This is a genomic window from Kitasatospora sp. NPDC036755, from assembly GCF_040636595.1.
In the GTDB taxonomy this organism is placed as follows: domain Bacteria; phylum Actinomycetota; class Actinomycetes; order Streptomycetales; family Streptomycetaceae; genus Kitasatospora.
The window spans coordinates 1-19,003 of record NZ_JBEZUT010000015.1; the positions used below are offsets into that span (position 1 = coordinate 1).

Sequence of the window (19,003 nt, forward strand, 5' to 3'; positions counted from 1 at the left end):
CGCAGGGCCCTCGAGACCCAGCGTGTACGACACCCGGCCCGAGACGACGCTGCCGGCCGTCCCGGTGCCCAGGTAGCCCTCGATGCCCTCGGGCCGGGGCGGCGCCCGGCGCTGTGCCTGGCGCCGTGCCCGTCACCGTGCCGAGGAGGACCTGGCAGACGGCCCAGACCGCGAGGAACGCGCAGGACAGCGCGGCCGCCGCGGCCCGACGCACGCGTCGCTCCACTCGGTCCCCCTCCCCGCTCGTGCCGTCACCCGGTCCCGTCCGCAAGAAGCCCCCACTCTAGGCGACGGCCCCACCGCGCCGGGAAGCCCGGGCGACGCACCGGAGGGGCCGGGACCGACGCCGGGGCCGAAGTTGGGGCCGAAGCCGGGGTCGACGCCGGGGCCGACGCCGTGGCCACGGACCGGCCGTGGCCCGCGCGGTGGCCTCTGCGCGCAGGGCGGCCGGCCGGGGCAGGTCGGCGGGCACAGCGGTGGCGGGAGGTCAGACCCTGGTCACGTCCCGCGTTCCGGTTCCCGGTCGGATGATGTAGACCCCGGAGCCGGGCAGCGTTTCTCGCGAGTCCTCCCGGAGCCGGTCGATGCTGACTTCGGTCGGCCACCGCGTGCGCAACTCGGACCAGCGCACTCCCGCGAGGTCGACGTGCGTGAGGTCGGCGGTGCTCAGGTCCGCGGTGGTGAAGTCGTCCAGGATCTCGGAGAGGAATTCCAGGTCGAGAGCCTCGGGTTCGCCGAGCCCGAAAAGTTCTCCGACCCGGGAGGCCAGCGCCCGGGCGAGGTACTCCACTTCCTGGACGGCGCGGATGAGATCGCCACCGCGTACCGCGTACGTGAACACCTGGCAGGCCCGGAGGAACTCCGCGATCGCCGGATGATCCGCGCTCCGCACGCGCTGGTCGATCGTCGAGACCATTTCCCGGACGAGAACCCTTCCGACCCTGCTCGCCTGGTCGATCGCCGGATAGTGGGGTTCGAGCAGAGCCACGATCTCGTGAGCCATGTCCCGTAGTCCCCAGGCCAGAGCGGCCCGCCCGTCCAGCCCCTGGGCGATTCCTTCCGCGATTCCCTGCGCCGCGAAAGCAGCCCTTTTCAGGGGCATGCCGTGATAGCGGCCGAAGCCGAGGCCGTCGGTGAGATCCTGGGCCAGCGTGACCGTCCGGATCAGGAGATCGGCCAGGATGGCCGCTGTGACCAGGGGATGCTCGCGCAGTTCGAGCCGGCGCTCAGGGCCGAGCAGCTCGAAGCGCTGGTGCAGCCGGCCGACGTCGTAGAGGGGCGCGGCCGTCTCCTCGAACTCCGTCCTGGCGCTGTTCCGGGACGTGATGGACGCCAGTCCGGCCTCGATGTCCAACACCTCGTTCAGACCCTCGACCAGGTCCCGGTGGTTGGCGGACAGCATCACCTCGCGCAGGCCGGCCTCCACGTCCAGGTGACCACCAAGCCCTTCCAGGAACTGCGCCTGCATGTCTGTCAGCCGGCCCGAGAATTTCCGGGTACGCGCTCCCGGAACAAAACGATCGTCCATCAGTCCCCCTCTCGATCCCTCATCTTGCTGGAAACGGCCAGTCGTGCTTTGAATAAACTGGCCCGGACCGCTGCGGCCTTCAGCCCCAGTTCGGCCGCGATCTCCGCCGGCTTGTAGCCGTCCAGCGTCCAGGCGAGAACCTGCCGCTGGCGGGCCGGGAGGTCGCGCAGCAGGTGAAGGATCTCCTGCGTGTCCTCCCATTCAGCGGCTTCATCCGGCGCCGGCAGCAAGGACGTCGGCTCGAGAGCGAGTTCGCCGATGCTCTCCTCGACCTGACTGAAGGCCCGCACCAGCTCGCGCGAGGCCACTCTTCTGCTCCACGCCTCCGGCGACTGGATTCGGTCCCACCGTTCGTATGCCTTGAGCATCGTGTCCTGGGCCAAGTCCGAAGCCAGAGCGGCCGGTGCGCCCTGCCACATCAGGAACGCGACCAGCCTGATCATGAACGTCCGGTAGAAATAGTCGAATTCCCCGTTCCGGGAACTCGTCTCACTCCCGCTCCCGGAAGCCGAAAGGTGCCCGAGGGAGGCCGCCGAGGCAGCCTCCCCGTCCGGACCGATCTCACTCATGTGCGCCGAGACCCCGTTCATCCTGCTGCACCGCTCGTACCGAGCCGATCCCGTCGGCATCGCGGCGGAACGCCAGGACGACCACGACCGCGGGTGGCGGGGGCGGGGGAGGCAGATCCCGCTGCCGTGACCGCCGCACCTGTCCCAGGAGGGTGGCCAGGGCCCCCAGCAGTCCCAGCAACGCCGTTGCGACCGAACCTGTGACGGGGTCCACATGTACTCCTCGATACCGTTCGACACTTCCACCATCAGGAGTCATCAGGGAGCCGCAGCGTTAACCGGCCCAAGGATCCTGTTACACACGGCACAAGAGGAAGCCGGCCGGCCGCTCCGCCACCTCGGCCGGAGCGAGCCGTCGGAGCCGGTCCCGGGAGGTGTCGGCATCCCGGCCCGAGCCGCCGGGCGAAGTCCGGCCGAGCCGCCCGTCACGGTCGGGTGGCCGCCGGTCCCGCTTGTCAAGGGGCGCCACAACTGCCTTGCGGAAGCGGCATGATGGGCGTCCCTTCCCGACGACCTCCGGTGCCGGCCGACCGCCGGCCCGGCGAAGAACGCCGGTGTCGAGGACGTGTCGTGGTCGACACCGGTCAGCCCCAAGGGCCGGCGGCTCGCCCGCCGGCTGTCGCCGGACGGCGTCTGGGTCAGCTGAGGGACAGCACCTTCCGCGCGGCCGGAGCGGACCGCTGCGGACGACCGCGCGCCTGTGCGGCGGCCGGGGTCCCGGGCGACGCCGTACGGCGGTTCGCCGGATCTGGTGGGGAGCGTGGCGGCGTCGGGGGTGCGATGGCCGTCCACCGGCAGGCCGCCGGGCCTGAGGTCCGGGACCCGGGCTCCGCCGTCGGGCCCGGCCGGGTTTGGCCCGTCGTGGCGGGCCCCGTCCCGGGAGCCCGCCGCGGCACGGCGCGCGCCGTCGCCTCGTACTACGCGCGCAGGCGGCCCGCCTCGTGGACGTGGGGTGGCGCCGCCGCCCGTGCGGCGCGTTCGAACAGGGCGCCGCTGCGGCTGCCGGGCACCGTGCGCACCCAACGCCAGCCCTGCGCGCGGTAGTAGGCGTGCAGGGCGGTGTTGTCGCTCCACACGTTCACCCGCAGCAGGGCGGCGCCCGAGCGGGCGGCCCGCCAGGCGGCCCAGTCGCCCAGGCGGGCGCCGATGCCGTGCCCGGCGTACCGGCGGTCCACCGTGAAGGAGCTCAAGTAGCGGGCGGGCCGGGCGAGTTCCTCCTCGGTCCACAGGCGGGGGCTGCCGGCGGGGCGCAGGGTCACGGTGGCGACGGCCTCGCCGCTGGGCGCCAGCGCGGCGACGGCGGTCGCGCCGCGGGCGATCAGTGCCAGGCCGCGCTCGGAGTCGTACGGGGACGACCACTGGGCGGAGCCGTGCTCCAGGGCGATCCAGGCGGCGGCCTCCGCGCGCAGGGCGGCCAGCCGGGGCAGGTCGGCGGGCACCGCGGGGCGGACGTACAGCGTCACGGGCGGGCTCAGCACGGCGCGCCGTGGGGGGCGAGGGGGCCGTCGGCGGGTTCTTCGAGGGGTTCTTCGAGGGGGTCGAGGGGTTCGAGGGTGAAGCCCGCGCGCAGGGCGTCCACCAGCCGGCGCCCGGAGGCGGTGAGCGCGGTGCCGTCCGGGGTGGTCAGGCAGTGCCGGGCGACGATCCGGGCCAGCGGCACGCCGGGGAGCAACACCGTTCCGGGGGAGGGGAGTTGCAGGAGCACGCAGTCGTCCGGGCCGCATTCCAGCAGGCCGAACCCGGCGCCGCAGTACCGCAGCAGCCCGTCCTTGAGCCGGTGCAGCCCGCCGCCGGGCGCGGCCGTCACCCGCACCGGGCCGCCGGTGTGCCGCACCACCAGCTGCACGGCCCCGGCCGGGTCGGTGCGCGCCTCGCCGCCGGTGGCGTGGCCGTACAGCTCCAGGACGTGGCGCAGCGCGGACGGCAGCGCGTGCTCGGCCAGTTCGAGTTCGCCCAGCAGCCAGGTCGAGCCCTGCATGCGGCAGTTGAGCTCCAGCAGCAGCGGGTGCTCGCCGTCCAGGACGAAGTCGGCGCCGAACAGGCCCCGGTAGCCCAGCGCCGCCAGCGCCTCGCCGATGCGCCGCGCCGCGGACCCGGCCCGGGCCAGGGCGAGCGGCGCCAGCAGGGCCGGGGCCGCGAAGTCGCAGCCGGAGTAGGTGCCGAAGGGCGCGCCGATGCCCTCGACGCGGGTCAGCTGGACGGACGGGCGCAGCACCCGTACGGCGCTGTCCGCCGACACCAGGACGTGCAGGTTCAGGGCCGCGCCCTCGACGTAGCCGCTCACCAGCCAGGGCCCGCGGCCCGCCCGGCGGATCTCCCGCAGGTCGCCCTCCTCGGTGACCAGGTGGGTGCCCCGGCCGCTGGAGCCGCGCGGCTCCTGCACCACGTAGCGGTCGCCGAAGCGCCGGCGCAGCTCCCGGTGGTCCAGCGCCGGGACCACCGCGTCGGGCGGGGTCGCGGCGCCCACCGACCGCAGCCACGCGCGCTGGGCCCGCTTGTCGCCCAGCACCGGCAGGGCCAGGCGGGTCGGCGGCTCCTCCAGGCGGGCGCCGAGCGCGGCGAGTGCGGTGCGCCACTCGGGTTTCATCGCCGTGTAGGGCAGCAGCGCCAGCTCCCGGCCCCGCCAGCCGCCCGCCGCGCCGTCGGCGGCCCCGGCGGCTTCGGCGGCGGCGATCCGGCGCAGCACCTCGTGCACGCCGTCGCCCAGCGAGGTGTGGTCGCGCACCCCGCTCACCGGCTCCAGCGCGTGGAAGCCGGCCCCGAACTCGCCCGCCCAGCCCGCGTCCGCGCCCTCCACGCTCAGCACCGCGGACAGACAGCCGGTGCGCAGCAGGGGCAGCAGGAACAGGGGGCGGGCGCAGAACGACAGCCCGGGTACGGCCCGCAACCGGGCCACCGCTTCGTCACAGGATGTGATCACCCACGCGATTATGGAGAGCCCGGGACGCGCCGCGCGCCTGCTCCGACCCTCTCCGCGCCCCACCACGTGGCACGCCCCGCCCCCGCCCTCACCCGTACGAAGGAACGCCCCGCGTTGACGGCCCGTCGGGGCCGTTGTCGGACCTCGGGCGTACCGTGCACGAATGAACAACCGCACCGACCGGACCGACCGGACCGACCGGACCGCCGACGCCGCGCGCACCGCCGCCGACGCCGACGCCGCCCGCACCGTCGTCCCCACCTGGCGGGTCACCGAGACGGCCGGCCTGGAGACCTCCTGGATCGACCTCGGCCCCACCGCCCTCACCGCCCGCGGCCGCGTGGCCGCCGCCGAACCCGCCCCGTACTGGCTCGACTACCGGCTCGACACCGGCGACGGCTTCACCACCCGCCGCATGCACGTCACCGCCCACACCCCCGACACAACCCGCACCCTCGACCTGCGCCGCGACGAGGCCACCGGCCGCTGGAGCGTCGACGGCACCCCGCGCCCCGACCTCGACGGCGCCCTCGACTGCGACCTCGGCCTGTCCCCGCTCACCAACACCCCGCCCGTCCTGCGCCACGCCCTGCACCGCGGCCCGGGCGAGCACCACTTCCTGATGGCCTGGATCCGCGTGCCCGATCTGGTCGTCGTGCCCTCCAGCCAGACCTACACCCACCTGCACCGCCACGAGGACGGCGGCGCCACCGTCCGCTACGCCGCCGGCGACTACCGGGCGGACCTGCGGCTGGACGCGGACGGCCTGGTCGCCGACTACCCGGGCCTGGCCCACCGCCTGACCCCCCACCACCCGGCCTGACGGCCCGCGCCCGCTACGCTCGGGGGCCGTTTCCCGCACCCGCACCGCACCCCCGCACCCCCCCGCACGAGGAGGCCCCCGATGCCCTGGTTCGCGCTGGAGCGCTTCGACGCGTCCTTCTTCGACACCGCCCCGCACCGCCACCGCTTCACGATGGACCTGCCCGTCGCGCCCGCGAGCGTGTGGGAGGGCCTGGCCGGGCCCACCCCGCTGTCCTGGTGCCGAGGCCTGGCCGGCGGCCGCTACACCTCGCCCGCCCCGCACGGCGTCGGCACCACCCGGGAGGTCACGGCACTGCGGATCCTGCGGCTGCGCGAGGAGTTCGTGCACTGGGAGGAGCGGGAGGAGGGCCGGCGCCACGCCTTCTGCGTCACCCGGGCCAGCCTGCCGCTGTACCGGCGCTTCGGCGAGGACTACCTCGTCGAACCCCACCCCGCCGGCGGCACCCGCTTCACCTGGACCTTCGCCTACGAGCCGAGCCCGCTGCTGCGCCGCCCCGCCGCGCTGACCGACCTGCCCGGCACGGGGTTCCTGCGGACGCTCATCGCCGACACCAAGCGCCACTTCGGCGCGGGGTAGGGCCCCCGGCGCCCCGCGAATCCCGCGCTCGCGAATCCCGCGCCCGCGCATCCCGCGCCCCGGGGCGTCCGGCACTCCGAGCCGCGGGGTGTGCGCCACCACGGCCCTATCCCCGCGGGTAGAACACGAACAGCGTGCAGCCGCCGGCCGTCGACGGTACGTGCCGCGCACCCTGGCCCGGCGCTTCGCCGAGCGGCTCGGCACCAGCCCGGGCGCCTGGCTGCTGTCCCGCCGGCTGGCGGCCGCCCGCACCCTGCTGGAGGACACCGACCTGCCCGTCGAGGCGATCGCCGTGCGGGTGGGCCTGGTCTCCGCCGTCAACCTGCGCCGCCGCTTCCGTGCCCGCACTGGCACCACCCCCGGCGCCTACCGCCGGGCCTTCCGCGCCGCGCGGTGAACCCGGGCAGGGATCCCGGGCAGGCAACCCGGGCGGTGGGCCCGCCCGGTGAGCCCGCAGGACTCGTACGGGGCCCGCCCGGGCGCCGCCGGGGCCGTCATCACCCGATCGAGTGGCCGACGTTGCCGTTCCCCGTGCCGTGGCGGGTGCGTGGGTAGCGTCGGTCCATGATCGTGGAATCGTCAACCCGCCTGACGTATCGACGATTTGACTTATTGTCGTATCAGTAAAGAGGCATCGTCGCATGGCAGAGAAGCGCCTGAAGTCCTGGGGCAACAACCGCTCCGGCCAGCTCGGGGACGGCACCTGGGCCGACCTCCGCACCACGGCCACCGCCGTGCTCGGGCTCACCAGCGCCGAGGTGGTGAAGATCGCCGCCGGCGGGTTCGGCGCCGCCACCGGCCACGGACTGGCCCTGCTGACCGACCGTACGGTGCGGTCCTGGGGCGTCAACGGCTCCGGTCAGCTGGGCGACGGCACGGTGTTCAGCCACAACGCGCCCGGGCAGGTCACCGGCCTCACCGCCGCCGCCACCGACGTCGCCGCCGGCGGCGCGCACAGCCTCGCCCTGCTCGCCGACGGCACCGTGTGGGCCTGGGGCCGCAACGACCACGGCCAGCTCGGCAACGGCACCGCCGCCGACAGCGCCGTCCCGGCGCGGGTCGAGGGCCTGGCCGGGGTCGTCGCCGTCGCCGCCGGCCTGCACCACAGCCTGGCGCTGCGCGAGGACGGCACCGTGTGGGCCTGGGGCTACAACGGCAACGGCCAGCTGGGCGACGGCACTTCGACCAGCCGCGGCATCCCCGCGCCGGTCATCGGCCTGAGCGGCGTGAGCCGGATCGCCGCCGGCGCCGGCCACAACCTCGTCCTGGTCGGCGCGCCGGGCGCCGGCGCCGCCGTGAAGGCCTGGGGCTACAACGCCACCGGCCAGCTCGGCGACAACACCACCATCAACCGCTACACCCCGGTCACCACCCAGGCGACCTGGACCGGCGGTGTCACCCAGATCGCGGCCGGCTGCAACCACAGCATGGCCGTGGTCGACGGCGACCACCGCCTCAAGGCCTGGGGGCAGAACACCGCCGGCCAGCTCGGCGACGGCACCACCGTCTTCCGCGTCCTGCCCGTCACCGTCCCCGGCCTGACCGGCGTGCGCCTGGTGGCCGCCGGCCGCGAACACACCGTGGCCCTGTCCGGCACCAGCACCGTGCACTCCTGGGGCAGCAACGGCTCCGGCCAGCTCGGTGACGGCACCACCACCGACAGCAGCACCCCGGTGCCCACCCTCACCGCGCTCACCGGCATCGACAAGCTCGCCGCCCCCGTCGGCGGCGACTTCAGCCTCGCCAACTGAGCGCCTCGACCGTGCCCGGCAACCCCTCCTGTCACAATGCCCCATGAGCATTCCGTAGTCATCACCATGCAGACAGTGAGGTCATCATGTCGAAGGTCAAGCTGAGCACCAACCACGGCGACATCGTCCTGCGCCTCGACGCGGACAAGGCCCCGGCGACGGTGGAGAACTTCCTCCAGTACGTCCGCGACGGCTTCTACGACGGGACGGTCTTCCACCGGGTCATCGACAACTTCATGGTCCAGGGCGGCGGACTGGAGCCCGGCATGAAGCAGAAGAAGACCCGCGCCTCCATTCAGAACGAGGCCGACAACGGCCTGAAGAACACCAAGTACTCGGTGGCGATGGCCCGCACCGGCGACCCGCACTCGGCCACCGCCCAGTTCTTCATCAACGTCGCCGACAACGCCTTCCTCAACCACAGCGGCAAGAACGCCCAGGGCTGGGGCTACGCCGTCTTCGGCGAGGTCGTCGAGGGCCGGGACGTCGTCGACGCCATCAAGGCCGTACCCACCGGCTCCAAGTCCGGCCACCAGGACGTCCCCAAGGACGACGTGGTCATCACGAAGGCCGAGGTCGTCGAGTAGGACGGGCGCGGCGCGTCACGCTGCGGCAGGGCGCGCGGCGTGGGAAGTCGGACCGGCCGACTTCCCACGCGCGTGACGCCAGGCGGGCGGGCCGATGGGCGGGCGCGGTCCCCGGCGCGGAAACCGGATGACCGGAGCCGCCACCACCACCGACAATGACGTATGCTGACCGACCACTGGCCGCTGCTGGGCCTGCGCCTGCGCACACCCCGCCTCGAACTGCGCCTGCCCGCCGACGGCGACCTCGCCGCCCTGGCCGACCTCGCCGCCCGAGGCGTCCACGAACCGGACCGCATGCCGTTCATCGTGCCGTGGACCGACCTGCCGCCCGCCGACCGTGCCCGCTCCGTCGTCCAGCACCACTGGCTGCGCCTGGGCACCTGGACCCCCGACGACTGGGCCCTGAACCTCGCCGTCCTCCACGAGGGCCGCGTCGTCGGCCTGCAGACCCTCGCCGCCCGCCACTTCGCCGTCCTGCGGCAGGTCACCACCGGCTCCTGGCTCGGCACCGCCCACCAGAACCAGGGCATCGGCACCGAGATGCGCGCCGCCGTCCTGCACCTCGCCTTCGCTGGCCTGGACGCCGCCGAGGCCAGATCGGGCGCGTTCGAGGACAACCCGTCCTCCTACGCCGTCTCCCGCAAGCACGGCTACGAACCCGACGGCACCACCCGCCACGCCGTGCGCGGCCGCCCCGTCACCGAACGCCGCCTGCGCCTGACCCGGCACCGCTGGCAGGACCACCGCACCGCGCCCGTCACCGTCGACGGGCTGACACCCTGCCTGCCGCTGTTCGGCCTGCCGCCGGCCACCACCGGGGCCTGACCCGGCCGCCCCGCGCGTCACCGCGTCACCGCGTCACCGCGACGGCTTGTCACCGACCAGGCGCCGGTACGCCCGACGGACTTCGTCCGCGTCCTTCAACAGCCTCGTGACCTCGCGGCTCACCACGGACACCTGGGCAAGGGCGCGCCTGAGCAGGCCCGCCTTCTCCTCCATGACGGCAACGGCCGTCGCGGCCCATCCGACGTTCGACACCCGGCTGACACCTTCCCCTGCTCCCAGTGACCCGTCCGGGCGGCCCGGCCCGGCCAGGGCCGCCGGCGCGCGCGGAGTCGACGGCACGCTAGGGCGAATCACCGGCGGCGCACAACTCGACCGTCAACAAAGGGAGATGAGCCAACCCGGCCGACCTGCCAGGCTCGACCGCATGTCCGAACGCACCCCCGGCGCCCAGCCGGACGACGCCCCGCGCCCGTACGCGGCCCACCGCCCCGAAGCCCCGAAGCCCCGAAGCCCCGCAGGCACAGGCGGCCGGGGGACCGGCCGGCGCAGGTCCGCACGGCGCCGGGGGGCGAGGCTTCACCGTCAGCTGCTGGGCCGACGGCATCCACACGGCCACCGGCAGCACCGACGACCTCGCCGAGGCGGCCCGCGCCATGGACACCCGGCAGCCCGGCGCCCGCGTCGCCGGACTCCTCGCCCGCCACCCCTTCCCGCGCACCTGGGAACCGGCCGAAGCCCACGAACGCGGCGACGCCATCCCCGTGCGCCGGCGCCAACCGCGCGAGCACGCCGCGAACGAGCGCACCGCCGCGCTGCGGGAACCCGTCGAGGCGGCCCGCGCCCACCCGCGGCTGCGCGCCCTGCCCCGGGCCGAAGGTCGCCGCCCTGCCCGACGATGCCGACCGACCTCGCGCAGCACCCCGGCGAGGCTCTGCTCGCCACCGCCCCCGGCCGCCGGGGACCGCCGCCTGCCGTGCCCTGCCGCACAGGGCCGCACGGAAGGCAGCAGGGGAGGAGTGGGAAGTCGGCCCGGCCGACTTCCTACTCGCAACAACCCCGCCGGGCCCGGCCGACGGCGAAAGGAGCACGGTTCGCGCGGTGGACGCCCCCGGCCCCCGCACACCACTTCCGGTCGGCCGCCCGGCCACCACGTCCGCCGGCGAACTCGTCCTCACCTTCCGCTTCTCCGGCCGCGGCCCCGTCGACGCCCCGGAGGCCGGCGGCGACCGCCGCGCCCCGGCCCCGGACGCCTGACGGCCCGCCGGGCGCACCGCGACCGGCCCCGTATGCTCCTGGCATGAGCAGCACCGCACCCCCCACCCGCAAGCGCGACGGCGCCGCGACCCGCGAGGCGATCCTCGCCGCCGCCGTCGTGGAGTTCACCGAGCACGGTTACGCCGCGGCCGGGGTGCGGCAGATCGCCGAGCGGGCGGGCGTCACGGCGATGATGATCAACCGCTACTTCGGTTCCAAGGAGGGCCTGTTCACCCAGGCCGTCGACCGCGCCTTCGCCCCGCCCACCGTCGTCGGCGACGAACCCGCCGCCCTGGCCCGCACCCTGGCCCGCAGCCTCGCCGAACGCACCGCCGCCGGAGCCGAGCGACTCGACCCCTTCCTCCTGCTGCTGCGCTCGGCCCCCGACCCGGAGGCGGCCACCGTCCTGCGCCAGGGCGTGGAGACCCACGTCGGCGCCCGCCTGACCGCACTGCTCGACGGCCCGGACGCCGAACTGCGCGCCCAACTCGCCCTCGCCCTGGTCGCCGGCACCTGGCTGCTGCGCAGCGTCGTCGCCACCACCGCACTCGCGAGCGCCGACGACGAGCGCCTGGCCGCCCTCCTCGCCGACATGCTCGACCCGCTCGTCACCGGCACGGACGGCGCCGACCTCGGGTGACTCCCGCCGGGCCACGGGCGCTCAGGGCGTCTCCTGCGGGTCTCCACCGGGTGCGCGACGCCCCCGAGCCTTCGGCCGGGAGGTGTCCCGTCCCCGCCTCGCGATGCGCGCACCCCGATGCCGCGCCCTGATCCTCCAAGGCCCACAGACGCCCCTTCCACGCGCCCGCTCGCGGGCCCGCCGGCGACATGGGCGGGGGAGGACCGTAGGGCGGTGGGCTGGCTCTCTCCTGCGGGTCTCCACTGGGTGCTGAACTCGTCGCCGGCCACCGGGCGCGGAGCCTCAGAACGCGGAGCGGACGAGCCCGCCGTCGACACGGATGGTGGCGCCGCTGACGTACTGGGCGCGGGGGCCGCACAGGTAGGCGACGGCGGCGGCGATCTCCTCGGGTTCGCCGAAGCGCTCCTGGTCGTTGGGGGCGATGGCCCGTACGGCGTTGGGCCGGATCTCCTCCCAGGTGTCGCCCCAGCCGTGGCCGGGTCCGATGCCGGTGATGAGTTCCCGGGTGGCGTCGACGAGGATCGCCCCGGGGGAGACGACGTTGGAGGTGACGCCGGTGCCCTTGAGTTCGCGGGCGAGCGAGACGGCGAGGTTGTGCCGGGCGGCGAGGGTGGCGTTGTACTGGGGGAGGGCGCCGGTGGGCTGGGAGGCGAGTCCGCCGCCGATGGTGACGACGCGTCCCCAGCCGCGTTCGCGCATGGCGGGGACCAGGTGCCGGATCATCCGCACGCCCGAGACGACGTTGACGTTGTAGGTGTCGCGCCACTCGTCGGGGGTGGCCTCGGCCCAGGACAGGTGCCGGTAGAAGCCGGCGTTGTTGACGAGGATGTCGACGGGCCCGTGCGCCGTGGCGGCGCGTGCGACGTGTTCGGCGCCGCCGTCGTCGGAGAGGTCGCCGACCACCGCGTGCGCCGTTCCGCCCGCCTCGCGGATCTCCCGTGCGACGCCTTCGGCGCGTTCCCCGTCGCGGCCGTGGACGACGACCGCGGCCCCCTCCGCCGCCAGCAGTTTCGCCATGGCTCGGCCGAGCCCCGCGCTCGAACCCGTGACGAGTGCGCGTTTTCCGGTCAGTTCGAGGTCCATCCGGTGTTCTCCCCTCTCGTGGGCGTGCTCGCGAAGTGCCCGCCGACCCCGGAAGTATACAGCTGTAGACATCGAGGCCCGACGGCCGAACCACCCCCGGACGCCGAAGAGTTCCCCGGTCGGCCGCCCGCCGCCCGCCGCCCGCCGCGCCCGGCCGACGGCGGCGGTGAAAAGATCATGGTCCGCGCGGTAAACGCCCCCGCCCCCGCACGCCACTTCCGGTCAGCCGCCCAGGCGCCCCGGACCGGGAGCCGCCGAGGGCGGGATGCACCGGAAGGTACGCCGCCATGATGGATCCCGTGACCCTGCTCCTGCTCGGCACCGCCCCCGCGGTACTGAAAGTCGCCGACGCCCTCGCCCGGAGCCTGCTGCTGCGCGCCCGCGCCGACCTGACCCGGGCTCAGACCCAGGCCCAGGCCCGGACCCAGGCCCAGGGCCGGACCCGGACTCGGGCCCGGACCCCGGCCCGCTGCGCCCGGCAGACGGGGAACGGTGCGGGGAACCGCGCGGGGAACGGGCCGGCGGGCGGTGAGCGGTGAACGGTGAGCCCTGCGGCGCGTGCGGAGCCGCGCCGGCGATGCCCTTCGAGACGGCGTACGGCCTGTACTACGGCGGGCTCGTGCGCTCGGTGCGCGCGCGGGCCGCCGCGCTGGGACTGGCCGAGCGGGACGCCGACGCCGAGGCCATCGTCCAGGACACCTTCGAGGAGGCCCTGCGGGTCTGGGACACCGTCAGGATCCCCCGGGCCTGGCTCCACACCGTGGCCCGGCGCCGCGTGGCCGGGTGCGTCCCGGGGGCGATGCGCCGGGCGCACGGGGACCCGGCCGGGCACGCCGAGCTGGGGGCCGTCCGCTGGAGCCCGGCCGTACCGGCCGCCGGCGCCGAGGACTTCGCCGCCGCCCGGGAGGTCACCGCCGTCATCCGGGGCATGCCGCAGCGGCGCCGGCGGCAGGTGGCCTACCTGCGCTACGTGATGGGGTGGGACTACGGCGAGATCGCCGAACAGCTGGGCTGCTGCCCGGCCACCGCCCGCGTCCACGCCCGCAACGCCCGCCTCGCCATCGCCGGGAGCCGCCTCGTGGGCGGCGGCGTCGGCCCGGCCGGCGACGACCCCGAGGCCGGTTCGGCGTCGCTGGGGACCGTCCTGGTGATGAGCGTCGTCCTCGGGGTGCTGGGGGCGGGGTGCCTGGCCGGCCGGCCGTGGGCGACGGTCGTGGTCGCGGCCGTGGCCGTGGCGGCCCTGCCGTTCCTCGCCCGGGCCCGCCGGTTCACGCCCGAACGACGCCGGTGGCGCTACCGGACCCGACGGACCCGACAGCGCTGACGGCGCCGACGGACCCGACAGCGGGAAGCAGGAAGCGGGACGCCGGCCCGGCCGGCGTCCCGCTCACGCGTGTGCGGTGGGGCTCACGCCGCCAGGTCGTTGGCCGCGAGCAGCGGGGCGAGGCGGGCGGCCGCGGCGACGACGGCGGGCCAGCCGGGGGCGTCGAGGTGGGCGGCGTCGGGGGCGCAGGGGCCGAGCGCGTCCTGGACGGCGGTGTAGGCGACCCCGAGCGCGGCCATCAGCTCGACCTCCTCCTCGGTGCGCAGGCTCTGCCCGAGCCAGGGGAAGGGCTCGTCGGTGTCGCAGAACTCGTCGAACAGGACGCAGACGGTGTAGTCGAGGTCCTCGAACCCGGCCGGATCGAGCCGCACTTGGCGCGGTAGCGCGGGATCGGCCAGCGCGGAGACCGCCTGGACGACCTGGCGGCGGAAGAGGGGCTGGGCGATGCCGTGGTCGGTCATCTCCGGAGCGTACCGGCCCCCTGCGCGCGGGGAAGGAGCGGGAAGCCGGCGGGGCCGAAGTCCCGCTCCGGTACCGCTACTTCTCGATGCTGATGTCCTTGAAGCTGATGACGAAGGCGTCCGGGTCGTCGTCCTCGTCCAGGTGGTAGGTGGTGCTGGCCCAGGCGTCGGCGAGGCGGACGCGGTGGGAGGAGGGGTCGGCCGGGTCGCCGGCGATCAGGACGACGTCCTGGTGGGTGGCGGTGTTCTCGACGTCCTCGGCCCAGGCGGTGGTGGCCGGGTGGCGGTCGTCGCCGCGGGTGAGCAGCACGTCGCCCCACAGCGGGACGGGGGCCCTGACGCCGGTGGTGAGGAGGGAGTCGAGGTCGAGGTCGCTGCCGACGAGGGTGAGCTTGGTGACGGAGTCGAGTGCTTCGGCCCGGTTGTCGCCGAGGTCGAGGTGGTACGTCGTCATGTCCGGATCTCCAGGGGGCGGGGGTGGCGGGGTCAGTACAGCTCGGGGGAGGTGCGGACGGGGATCCTGACCTTGAGGACGGTGCCGTCGTCGAGGAAGAAGATGAGGCGGGCGTTGTCGCCGGGGGTGATCAGGTGGGTCGGCTTCTCCAGCATGAGGTGGAACTGGCCCGGCACGAAGGCGAACCCGCCCTTGGCGGAGAGGGTGACCTTGTCGAGCTTCACCATCTTCGAGGACTCGCTGTCGGTGACGGTCTGGTAGATCGTGATGTTCTTGTAGTCCGGGCTCTTGATCTTGGTGATCTCATAGCGCTTGTCGGCGGTGTTGTCGAGCGTGATGTAGCCCGCGGCCGGCAGGGCGTTCGGCAGCCAGCGCACCCAGGCGGACTTGTCCCTGACCTTGACGTCGGTGGTGACCGGAGTCTTCATGGTGTGGCTCCCCTCGGTGGGGTCGTCCCTCGACCCGTGCGGCCAGCACACCGCGCGGGGTGATCAGGGCACAAGGAAGCCGGGCAGAAGATCACCTGATCCGGTGATGATCCATCACATAGCTTGCGCGTGCGAGAGGAACCCTTCAGGTGGAAGGGCCGGGACGGCGGTGTGCTCCGGCGGGGCGGGGCGCGCCGCCTCCGCGCCCGCCGACGGGCCGCCGCGGGTCCGTGCCCCGGCGGCCCCCGGCCGCGTTGATCGGTGCAGCGAGATCAACGCGAGAGGGAGAACACCGTGACGACACCCCCGATCCGCAGGACCGCCCGGGCCGCGGCCGCCACCACCCTGGCCACGGCGATGGCGATGGCGACGATGACGGCGGCGCAGCCCGCGACGGCCGCCGGACCGACCGCCGGCGCGGCCCAACGCGCGTTCACGGAACAGGCCGACAGCGCGTTCCAGAACGAGTGCCTCACCGCCCTCAACGCCGCCCGCGCCAAGCACCAGGCGCCCCCGCTCACCGTCGACCCCGAGCTGGTGACCTACGCCCGCGCGAGGGCGCAGAAGGTGTCCCAGCCCGGCGGCTTCAACCATGACGGCCTGGGCACCGCCTACGGCGAACTCCTCGACTGGGGCGCCTACCTCAGCGACCACTCCGACGCCGCGTACACCCCGCGCACCTGCAAGGAGTCGGTGGACGTCTGGTACGGCGAGATCCAGCACTACGACTTCGCGAAGCCCGGCTTCACCAGGAAGGCCGGCAACTTCACCCAACTGGTGTGGAAGTCCACGACGAAGGTCGGCTGCGCGCGGGTGGGCGGCCTGCGCCCCGCGAGTACCCGGGCGGACGGCGACTTCTGGTTCGACACCTACATCGCGTGCGACTTCACGCCGCCGGGCAACTCCTACCGGCTGGGCCAGGAGGCGCAGGACTTCGCGGCCAACGTGCTGCCGGCGGTGAAGTCGTAGGCGCGGCCGCGCTGATGGTCAGCGGGCGTCGAACTCGCCGGTGCGGACGGCGGTGACGAAGGCCTGCCAGGCGGGGGCGCGGAAGAGGAGGGCGGGGCCGGAGGGGTCCTTGGAGTCGCGGACGGGTGCGAGGCCGGGGATGCCGTCGGCGACCTCGACGCACGCGCCGCCACCGGTGCCGCTGTACGAACTCTTGCGCCAGGTGGTGATGCCGGTGGTGTCCATCGTGATGCCCTCCTGAGGCCGCGCCGCCAACCGGCCACCAGCGTAGGGGAGGAGCGGGAAGTCGGCCATGCCGACTTCCCGCTCCGGGGGTGACTAGAAGAACCAGACGGAGAGACGGGCGGTGTTCGGCGCGACGTCACAGAAGTAGGAGACGGCCTCGCCCCGGGCTACGTAGGCCTTGCCGGCGGCCTCGCACGCGGCGCCGCTCGGGTACATGCCGACGTAGGTGTAACCGGTGGTGCGGGTGGTGGACGCCTGGGCGGCGGGGGAGGCCATCAGGCCGCCCGCGACCGTCAGGAGTCCGGCCAGGGCCATGGTGGAAACCGCCTTGCGAAGAGCCATGTCGGTGTCTTCCTCACCTCGAACGAGAACGCCGGAGTCCGCTTCCCGGCGTTCGGCGGCGAGCCTTCCGGAATCCCGGATTCGGGGCAATGGTAGAGACCAATTTGGCGGAAAGCAGTCGGCCCCGCCGCCCCGGGGGCGGCGGGGCCGGTCGCTGCGGTCAGCGGACGTCGAACTCGCCGGTGCGGACGGCGGTGACGAAGGCCTGCCAGGCGGAGGAGCGGAAGAGGAGGGCGGGGCCGGAGGGGTCCTTGGAGTCGCGTACGGGCATGACGCCGGCGAAGCCGTCGGCGACCTCGATGCACGTACCACCGCTGCCGCTGTACGAGCTCTTCCGCCAGTGGGCGCTAGTCAGGTCGACATCCATTCAAAGTCCCTCCGTACCGCACGGACCACGCCTACCGTCTCGGTCTGACCCAAGGCCTCGACCACGAGCCGATCGTAGTCGTTGTTCAGTGCGGTGATCGCGTCGGAGTCTCGATCGAGGTAGCCCCGCTGTTCAGTCTCGCCGTAAGCAAGCTCTTTACGGTCGGGCATGGTAAGGAGGTGTACCAGTCGGGTGAACGGCCTGTTCTCGCCCAAGGAGTACGGTGCCACCTGGAGAATGATGTTGGGTCGGGAGGCCATCTCTTCGAGGTGGAGCAGCTGCTCGACCATGACGTCTCGGCCGCCGATGGGTCGCCTGAGGCAGCTCTCGTCGATCACCGCGTGCAGGAGCGGGGGCGGTGTGCGGTCGTAGATGTGTTGCCGGGCGAGCAGAAACTCGATTCGTTCATGGGCCTGATCGGGCGTGACGGTTCCTCGCCGAAGGTTGCCCTGCTCCCAAGCGACCGCGTACGACCGGGTTTGCAACAGTCCGGGGATGACGTTGATTTCGAAGAGCCTGATCTTCTCGGCGGTCGCCTCGTAGTTGGCGTACTCGGGGAAGCCCGGAACCAGGGCCGTGTGCTTGGCCTGGAAGTACATCAGCATCAAAGTCCCGCCGGTCTCCAGGACTTCGTCGGCCTTGGTAGCAAATTTTCTACTCGGCGGCCGATGCGCAAGTTCAACGAACGAGACGTACGACGCGCTGACTCCGCACTTGCGGGCGAGCTGGTACTGCAGGAGGCCCCTGGCCTTGCGCGAGTTGCGGAGTTGGATCGCGAAGGGGGCCCAGGGGCCGGACTCCGGGTCGATCTCCTTGATGTTCACCATGGCTGCTCCAAATCCACGCTGGCACCGCAGTCAAGTTGTTTGCGCTTCCGATCGTAGGTGCTGGCGGGCCATCATGTGCACAGAACGTGAATCTACGATCGCAGAGGGTTCCCTTCCCATGGCTCACGACCAAGCACCCCTCCTGCCCGGCTACGGCGTCCGCTGGGACACCGCCGCCGACCGCTACCGGGTCCGCAACGAGACGACCGGCGAGTGGCTGCGCCGGCCCGGTGGCGAACTGGCCGCCTTCGTCTTCTTCGGCGACGCCTACAGCGCCTGGCGCACCTTCGAAGTCCACAAGCGCCCCGGGGAGCGGTGATGTCCACCCTCTCCCGTGCGACCGCCGAGCAGCGACGCCGGGCCGCCGACGTCCTGGACGACCTCACCACCGTCCTCGCGATCGGCGGCGTCACCCTCCCCACCCTCGAAGTCGACTGGGACACCGGCCGACTGACGTGCAGCTACCTCCTGCGGATCACCGCCCGTCCCCTCGACCTCCTGCGCATGGTCGACCTGCTGCGCAAGGGCCTGCGTTACGAGCGCCTCACCTTCGACGACTGAAGACGACCGAAAGCGACGACCACCCCCATGCAAGACCCCCGCCTGCTCGCCAAGCCCCCCGTCTGCCGGCTCGGCTGCCTCGTCCTGATCCGCAACCAGCGCGGCGACGTCCTGCTCGTCGACCCGGACTACCTGGACGGCATGATCCTGCCCGGCGGCTCCGCCCGCCCCAACGAGCCCCCGCACCGGGCGGCCGCCCGCCACCTGCACGCCGAGACCGGCCTGATCGTGCGCGTCAGCCACATCGTCGCGGTCGACTACACCCCGGCCGACCGCTACCTGGAGCGCCTCAACCTCGTCTTCGACGGCGGCACCGTGCCGGACAGCACCCGGATCACGGTCCCCTCGCGGCGCAGGAGCGGGCTGCTCGGCGCCCGCTTCGTCGCCGTCCAGGACCTGCGGGACTTCATGGCGCCCTCCCAGGCCGCCCGGGCCGTCGAGGCCCTCGCCAACCGCTCCCTGCCCGTCCTCCTCCACGGCGAGCGCGCCGCCTGACCCCGACCGCGCACACCACCCCGGCCCGGC

At 73.7% G+C, this 19,003-nt stretch carries 28 protein-coding genes and 1 pseudogene; 15 read left to right on the top strand and 14 right to left on the bottom strand.

Going from position 1 to position 19,003, the window contains the following annotated elements; translation table 11 throughout:
* The 3 genes from AB0E96_RS03895 to AB0E96_RS03905 all read right to left on the bottom strand — a co-directional run.
* Positions 1–84, bottom strand: an 84-nt coding sequence (locus AB0E96_RS03895; RefSeq protein ID WP_359818206.1) for a beta-ketoacyl synthase N-terminal-like domain-containing protein, incomplete at its 3' end; no start/stop codon positions are given.
* Between the two features lie 403 nt (positions 85–487).
* A complete protein-coding gene (locus AB0E96_RS03900) occupies positions 488–1,528 on the bottom strand; it encodes a hypothetical protein (protein WP_359818074.1) in 1,041 nt (346 codons plus the stop codon).
* Complete coding sequence (locus AB0E96_RS03905) at positions 1,528–2,157, bottom strand: sigma-70 family RNA polymerase sigma factor (protein WP_359818076.1); 630 nt, start codon at positions 2,155–2,157, stop codon at positions 1,528–1,530. The genes AB0E96_RS03900 and AB0E96_RS03905 overlap by 1 nt, the downstream gene beginning before the upstream one ends.
* Here AB0E96_RS03905 and AB0E96_RS03910 point away from each other — a divergent pair.
* A complete protein-coding gene (locus AB0E96_RS03910) occupies positions 2,096–2,227 on the top strand; it encodes a hypothetical protein (RefSeq protein ID WP_359818213.1) in 132 nt (43 codons plus the stop codon). The genes AB0E96_RS03905 and AB0E96_RS03910 overlap by 62 nt on opposite strands.
* Positions 2,228–3,014: 787 nt before the next feature.
* On the opposite strand, the gene AB0E96_RS03915 is transcribed toward AB0E96_RS03910, so the two are convergent.
* A complete protein-coding gene (locus tag AB0E96_RS03915; protein WP_359818079.1) occupies positions 3,015–3,560 on the bottom strand; it encodes a GNAT family N-acetyltransferase in 546 nt (181 codons plus the stop codon).
* Between the two features lie 8 nt (positions 3,561–3,568).
* Positions 3,569–5,017 carry an ATP-grasp domain-containing protein gene (locus AB0E96_RS03920; protein WP_359818081.1) on the bottom strand — a complete coding sequence of 483 codons (1,449 nt, stop codon included), beginning with the start codon at positions 5,015–5,017 and terminating at the stop codon, positions 3,569–3,571.
* Positions 5,018–5,180: 163 nt separating this feature from the next.
* On the opposite strand from AB0E96_RS03920, the gene AB0E96_RS03925 reads away from it, so the two are divergent.
* The 6 genes and pseudogenes from AB0E96_RS03925 (at position 5,181) to AB0E96_RS03950 (ending at position 9,582) form a co-directional block, all read left to right on the top strand.
* Positions 5,181–5,840, top strand: coding sequence for a putative glycolipid-binding domain-containing protein (locus AB0E96_RS03925; protein WP_359818083.1), 660 nt, complete (start codon positions 5,181–5,183; stop codon positions 5,838–5,840).
* Between the two features lie 81 nt (positions 5,841–5,921).
* Entirely contained in the window at positions 5,922–6,419 is a 498-nt protein-coding gene (locus tag AB0E96_RS03930; RefSeq protein WP_359818085.1) for an SRPBCC family protein, read from the top strand.
* Positions 6,420–6,582: 163 nt separating this feature from the next.
* Positions 6,583–6,816 (top strand): annotated as a pseudogene (locus tag AB0E96_RS03935) (helix-turn-helix domain-containing protein); the annotation flags it as partial.
* Positions 6,817–7,060: 244 nt separating this feature from the next.
* On the top strand, positions 7,061–8,170 hold the full coding sequence (locus AB0E96_RS03940; protein ID WP_359818087.1) for a hypothetical protein: 1,110 nt from the start codon (positions 7,061–7,063) through the stop codon (positions 8,168–8,170).
* A gap of 86 nt (positions 8,171–8,256) precedes the next feature.
* Entirely contained in the window at positions 8,257–8,757 is a 501-nt protein-coding gene (locus AB0E96_RS03945; RefSeq protein ID WP_359818089.1) for a peptidylprolyl isomerase, read from the top strand.
* Positions 8,758–8,919: 162 nt separating this feature from the next.
* Positions 8,920–9,582, top strand: a complete 663-nt coding sequence (locus AB0E96_RS03950) for a GNAT family protein (RefSeq protein WP_359818092.1) — start codon at positions 8,920–8,922, stop codon at positions 9,580–9,582.
* A 33-nt stretch (positions 9,583–9,615) separates the two neighbouring features.
* On the opposite strand, the gene AB0E96_RS03955 is transcribed toward AB0E96_RS03950, so the two are convergent.
* On the bottom strand, positions 9,616–9,795 hold the full coding sequence (locus tag AB0E96_RS03955) for a hypothetical protein (RefSeq protein ID WP_359818095.1): 180 nt from the start codon (positions 9,793–9,795) through the stop codon (positions 9,616–9,618).
* An 846-nt stretch (positions 9,796–10,641) separates the two neighbouring features.
* On the opposite strand from AB0E96_RS03955, the gene AB0E96_RS03960 reads away from it, so the two are divergent.
* Positions 10,642–10,797 carry a hypothetical protein gene (locus AB0E96_RS03960; RefSeq protein ID WP_359818098.1) on the top strand — a complete coding sequence of 52 codons (156 nt, stop codon included), beginning with the start codon at positions 10,642–10,644 and terminating at the stop codon, positions 10,795–10,797.
* A gap of 43 nt (positions 10,798–10,840) precedes the next feature.
* Positions 10,841–11,437 carry a TetR family transcriptional regulator gene (locus AB0E96_RS03965; RefSeq protein WP_359818101.1) on the top strand — a complete coding sequence of 199 codons (597 nt, stop codon included), beginning with the start codon at positions 10,841–10,843 and terminating at the stop codon, positions 11,435–11,437.
* A 282-nt stretch (positions 11,438–11,719) separates the two neighbouring features.
* Here AB0E96_RS03965 and AB0E96_RS03970 read toward each other — a convergent pair whose 3' ends face one another.
* Positions 11,720–12,520: an SDR family NAD(P)-dependent oxidoreductase gene (locus AB0E96_RS03970; RefSeq protein WP_359818104.1), complete on the bottom strand. Its 801-nt coding sequence runs from the start codon at positions 12,518–12,520 to the stop codon at positions 11,720–11,722.
* A gap of 287 nt (positions 12,521–12,807) precedes the next feature.
* Between AB0E96_RS03970 and AB0E96_RS03975 the strand changes: the two genes are divergently transcribed.
* Complete coding sequence (locus AB0E96_RS03975) at positions 12,808–13,059, top strand: hypothetical protein (protein ID WP_359818106.1); 252 nt, start codon at positions 12,808–12,810, stop codon at positions 13,057–13,059.
* A 38-nt stretch (positions 13,060–13,097) separates the two neighbouring features.
* Positions 13,098–13,844: a sigma-70 family RNA polymerase sigma factor gene (locus AB0E96_RS03980; protein ID WP_359818109.1), complete on the top strand. Its 747-nt coding sequence runs from the start codon at positions 13,098–13,100 to the stop codon at positions 13,842–13,844.
* Positions 13,845–13,927: 83 nt separating this feature from the next.
* On the opposite strand, the gene AB0E96_RS03985 is transcribed toward AB0E96_RS03980, so the two are convergent.
* The 3 genes from AB0E96_RS03985 to AB0E96_RS03995 all read right to left on the bottom strand — a co-directional run bounded on the left by AB0E96_RS03985 (position 13,928) and on the right by AB0E96_RS03995 (position 15,187).
* Entirely contained in the window at positions 13,928–14,305 is a 378-nt protein-coding gene (locus AB0E96_RS03985) for a hypothetical protein (protein WP_359818111.1), read from the bottom strand.
* 76 nt (positions 14,306–14,381) lie between these two features.
* Positions 14,382–14,759, bottom strand: coding sequence for a hypothetical protein (locus AB0E96_RS03990; RefSeq protein WP_359818114.1), 378 nt, complete (start codon positions 14,757–14,759; stop codon positions 14,382–14,384).
* A 32-nt stretch (positions 14,760–14,791) separates the two neighbouring features.
* Entirely contained in the window at positions 14,792–15,187 is a 396-nt protein-coding gene (locus AB0E96_RS03995; RefSeq protein WP_359818117.1) for a copper chaperone PCu(A)C, read from the bottom strand.
* A gap of 294 nt (positions 15,188–15,481) precedes the next feature.
* Between AB0E96_RS03995 and AB0E96_RS04000 the strand changes: the two genes are divergently transcribed.
* A complete protein-coding gene (locus AB0E96_RS04000) occupies positions 15,482–16,156 on the top strand; it encodes a CAP family protein (protein ID WP_359818119.1) in 675 nt (224 codons plus the stop codon).
* Between the two features lie 18 nt (positions 16,157–16,174).
* Here AB0E96_RS04000 and AB0E96_RS04005 read toward each other — a convergent pair whose 3' ends face one another.
* The 4 genes from AB0E96_RS04005 to AB0E96_RS04020 all read right to left on the bottom strand — a co-directional run bounded on the left by AB0E96_RS04005 (position 16,175) and on the right by AB0E96_RS04020 (position 17,917).
* Entirely contained in the window at positions 16,175–16,450 is a 276-nt protein-coding gene (locus AB0E96_RS04005) for a DUF397 domain-containing protein (RefSeq protein WP_359818122.1), read from the bottom strand.
* A 24-nt stretch (positions 16,451–16,474) separates the two neighbouring features.
* Positions 16,475–16,723 (bottom strand): hypothetical protein, encoded by a 249-nt coding sequence (locus AB0E96_RS04010; RefSeq protein ID WP_359818124.1) that lies wholly within the window; start codon positions 16,721–16,723, stop codon positions 16,475–16,477.
* Positions 16,724–16,883: 160 nt separating this feature from the next.
* The gene (locus tag AB0E96_RS04015; RefSeq protein ID WP_359818127.1) at positions 16,884–17,090 is read right to left on the bottom strand and encodes a DUF397 domain-containing protein; all 207 of its coding nucleotides are present in this window, start codon (positions 17,088–17,090) and stop codon (positions 16,884–16,886) included.
* Positions 17,075–17,917, bottom strand: coding sequence for a helix-turn-helix transcriptional regulator (locus tag AB0E96_RS04020; RefSeq protein WP_359818129.1), 843 nt, complete (start codon positions 17,915–17,917; stop codon positions 17,075–17,077). The genes AB0E96_RS04015 and AB0E96_RS04020 overlap by 16 nt, the downstream gene beginning before the upstream one ends.
* 118 nt (positions 17,918–18,035) lie before the next feature.
* Between AB0E96_RS04020 and AB0E96_RS04025 the strand changes: the two genes are divergently transcribed.
* Genes AB0E96_RS04025 through AB0E96_RS04035 form a run of 3 tightly spaced genes read left to right on the top strand, consistent with a single transcriptional unit; the run spans position 18,036 to position 18,973 of the window.
* On the top strand, positions 18,036–18,236 hold the full coding sequence (locus AB0E96_RS04025) for a hypothetical protein (protein ID WP_359818131.1): 201 nt from the start codon (positions 18,036–18,038) through the stop codon (positions 18,234–18,236).
* Positions 18,236–18,478, top strand: a complete 243-nt coding sequence (locus AB0E96_RS04030) for a hypothetical protein (RefSeq protein ID WP_359818133.1) — start codon at positions 18,236–18,238, stop codon at positions 18,476–18,478. The genes AB0E96_RS04025 and AB0E96_RS04030 overlap by 1 nt, the downstream gene beginning before the upstream one ends.
* A 27-nt stretch (positions 18,479–18,505) precedes the next feature.
* Positions 18,506–18,973, top strand: coding sequence for an NUDIX hydrolase (locus AB0E96_RS04035; RefSeq protein ID WP_359818136.1), 468 nt, complete (start codon positions 18,506–18,508; stop codon positions 18,971–18,973).
* The last annotated feature ends 30 nt before the right edge of the window (positions 18,974–19,003 follow it).

Coding starts and splice junctions, on each gene's coding strand:
- AB0E96_RS03900 (WP_359818074.1), bottom strand. CDS start 1,528: ATGGACGATCGTTTTGTTCCGGGAGCGCGTACCCGGAAATTCTCGGGC.
- AB0E96_RS03910 (WP_359818213.1), top strand. CDS start 2,096: ATGTGCGCCGAGACCCCGTTCATCCTGCTGCACCGCTCGTACCGAGCC.
- AB0E96_RS03905 (WP_359818076.1), bottom strand. CDS start 2,157: ATGCCGACGGGATCGGCTCGGTACGAGCGGTGCAGCAGGATGAACGGG.
- AB0E96_RS03925 (WP_359818083.1), top strand. CDS start 5,181: ATGAACAACCGCACCGACCGGACCGACCGGACCGACCGGACCGCCGAC.
- AB0E96_RS03930 (WP_359818085.1), top strand. CDS start 5,922: ATGCCCTGGTTCGCGCTGGAGCGCTTCGACGCGTCCTTCTTCGACACC.
- AB0E96_RS03940 (WP_359818087.1), top strand. CDS start 7,061: ATGGCAGAGAAGCGCCTGAAGTCCTGGGGCAACAACCGCTCCGGCCAG.
- AB0E96_RS03945 (WP_359818089.1), top strand. CDS start 8,257: ATGTCGAAGGTCAAGCTGAGCACCAACCACGGCGACATCGTCCTGCGC.
- AB0E96_RS03950 (WP_359818092.1), top strand. CDS start 8,920: ATGCTGACCGACCACTGGCCGCTGCTGGGCCTGCGCCTGCGCACACCC.
- AB0E96_RS03965 (WP_359818101.1), top strand. CDS start 10,841: ATGAGCAGCACCGCACCCCCCACCCGCAAGCGCGACGGCGCCGCGACC.
- AB0E96_RS03970 (WP_359818104.1), bottom strand. CDS start 12,520: ATGGACCTCGAACTGACCGGAAAACGCGCACTCGTCACGGGTTCGAGC.
- AB0E96_RS03975 (WP_359818106.1), top strand. CDS start 12,808: ATGATGGATCCCGTGACCCTGCTCCTGCTCGGCACCGCCCCCGCGGTA.
- AB0E96_RS03980 (WP_359818109.1), top strand. CDS start 13,098: ATGCCCTTCGAGACGGCGTACGGCCTGTACTACGGCGGGCTCGTGCGC.
- AB0E96_RS03985 (WP_359818111.1), bottom strand. CDS start 14,305: ATGACCGACCACGGCATCGCCCAGCCCCTCTTCCGCCGCCAGGTCGTC.
- AB0E96_RS03990 (WP_359818114.1), bottom strand. CDS start 14,759: ATGACGACGTACCACCTCGACCTCGGCGACAACCGGGCCGAAGCACTC.
- AB0E96_RS03995 (WP_359818117.1), bottom strand. CDS start 15,187: ATGAAGACTCCGGTCACCACCGACGTCAAGGTCAGGGACAAGTCCGCC.
- AB0E96_RS04005 (WP_359818122.1), bottom strand. CDS start 16,450: ATGGCCGACTTCCCGCTCCTCCCCTACGCTGGTGGCCGGTTGGCGGCG.
- AB0E96_RS04010 (WP_359818124.1), bottom strand. CDS start 16,723: ATGGCTCTTCGCAAGGCGGTTTCCACCATGGCCCTGGCCGGACTCCTG.
- AB0E96_RS04015 (WP_359818127.1), bottom strand. CDS start 17,090: ATGGATGTCGACCTGACTAGCGCCCACTGGCGGAAGAGCTCGTACAGC.
- AB0E96_RS04020 (WP_359818129.1), bottom strand. CDS start 17,917: ATGGTGAACATCAAGGAGATCGACCCGGAGTCCGGCCCCTGGGCCCCC.
- AB0E96_RS04025 (WP_359818131.1), top strand. CDS start 18,036: ATGGCTCACGACCAAGCACCCCTCCTGCCCGGCTACGGCGTCCGCTGG.
- AB0E96_RS04030 (WP_359818133.1), top strand. CDS start 18,236: ATGTCCACCCTCTCCCGTGCGACCGCCGAGCAGCGACGCCGGGCCGCC.
- AB0E96_RS04035 (WP_359818136.1), top strand. CDS start 18,506: ATGCAAGACCCCCGCCTGCTCGCCAAGCCCCCCGTCTGCCGGCTCGGC.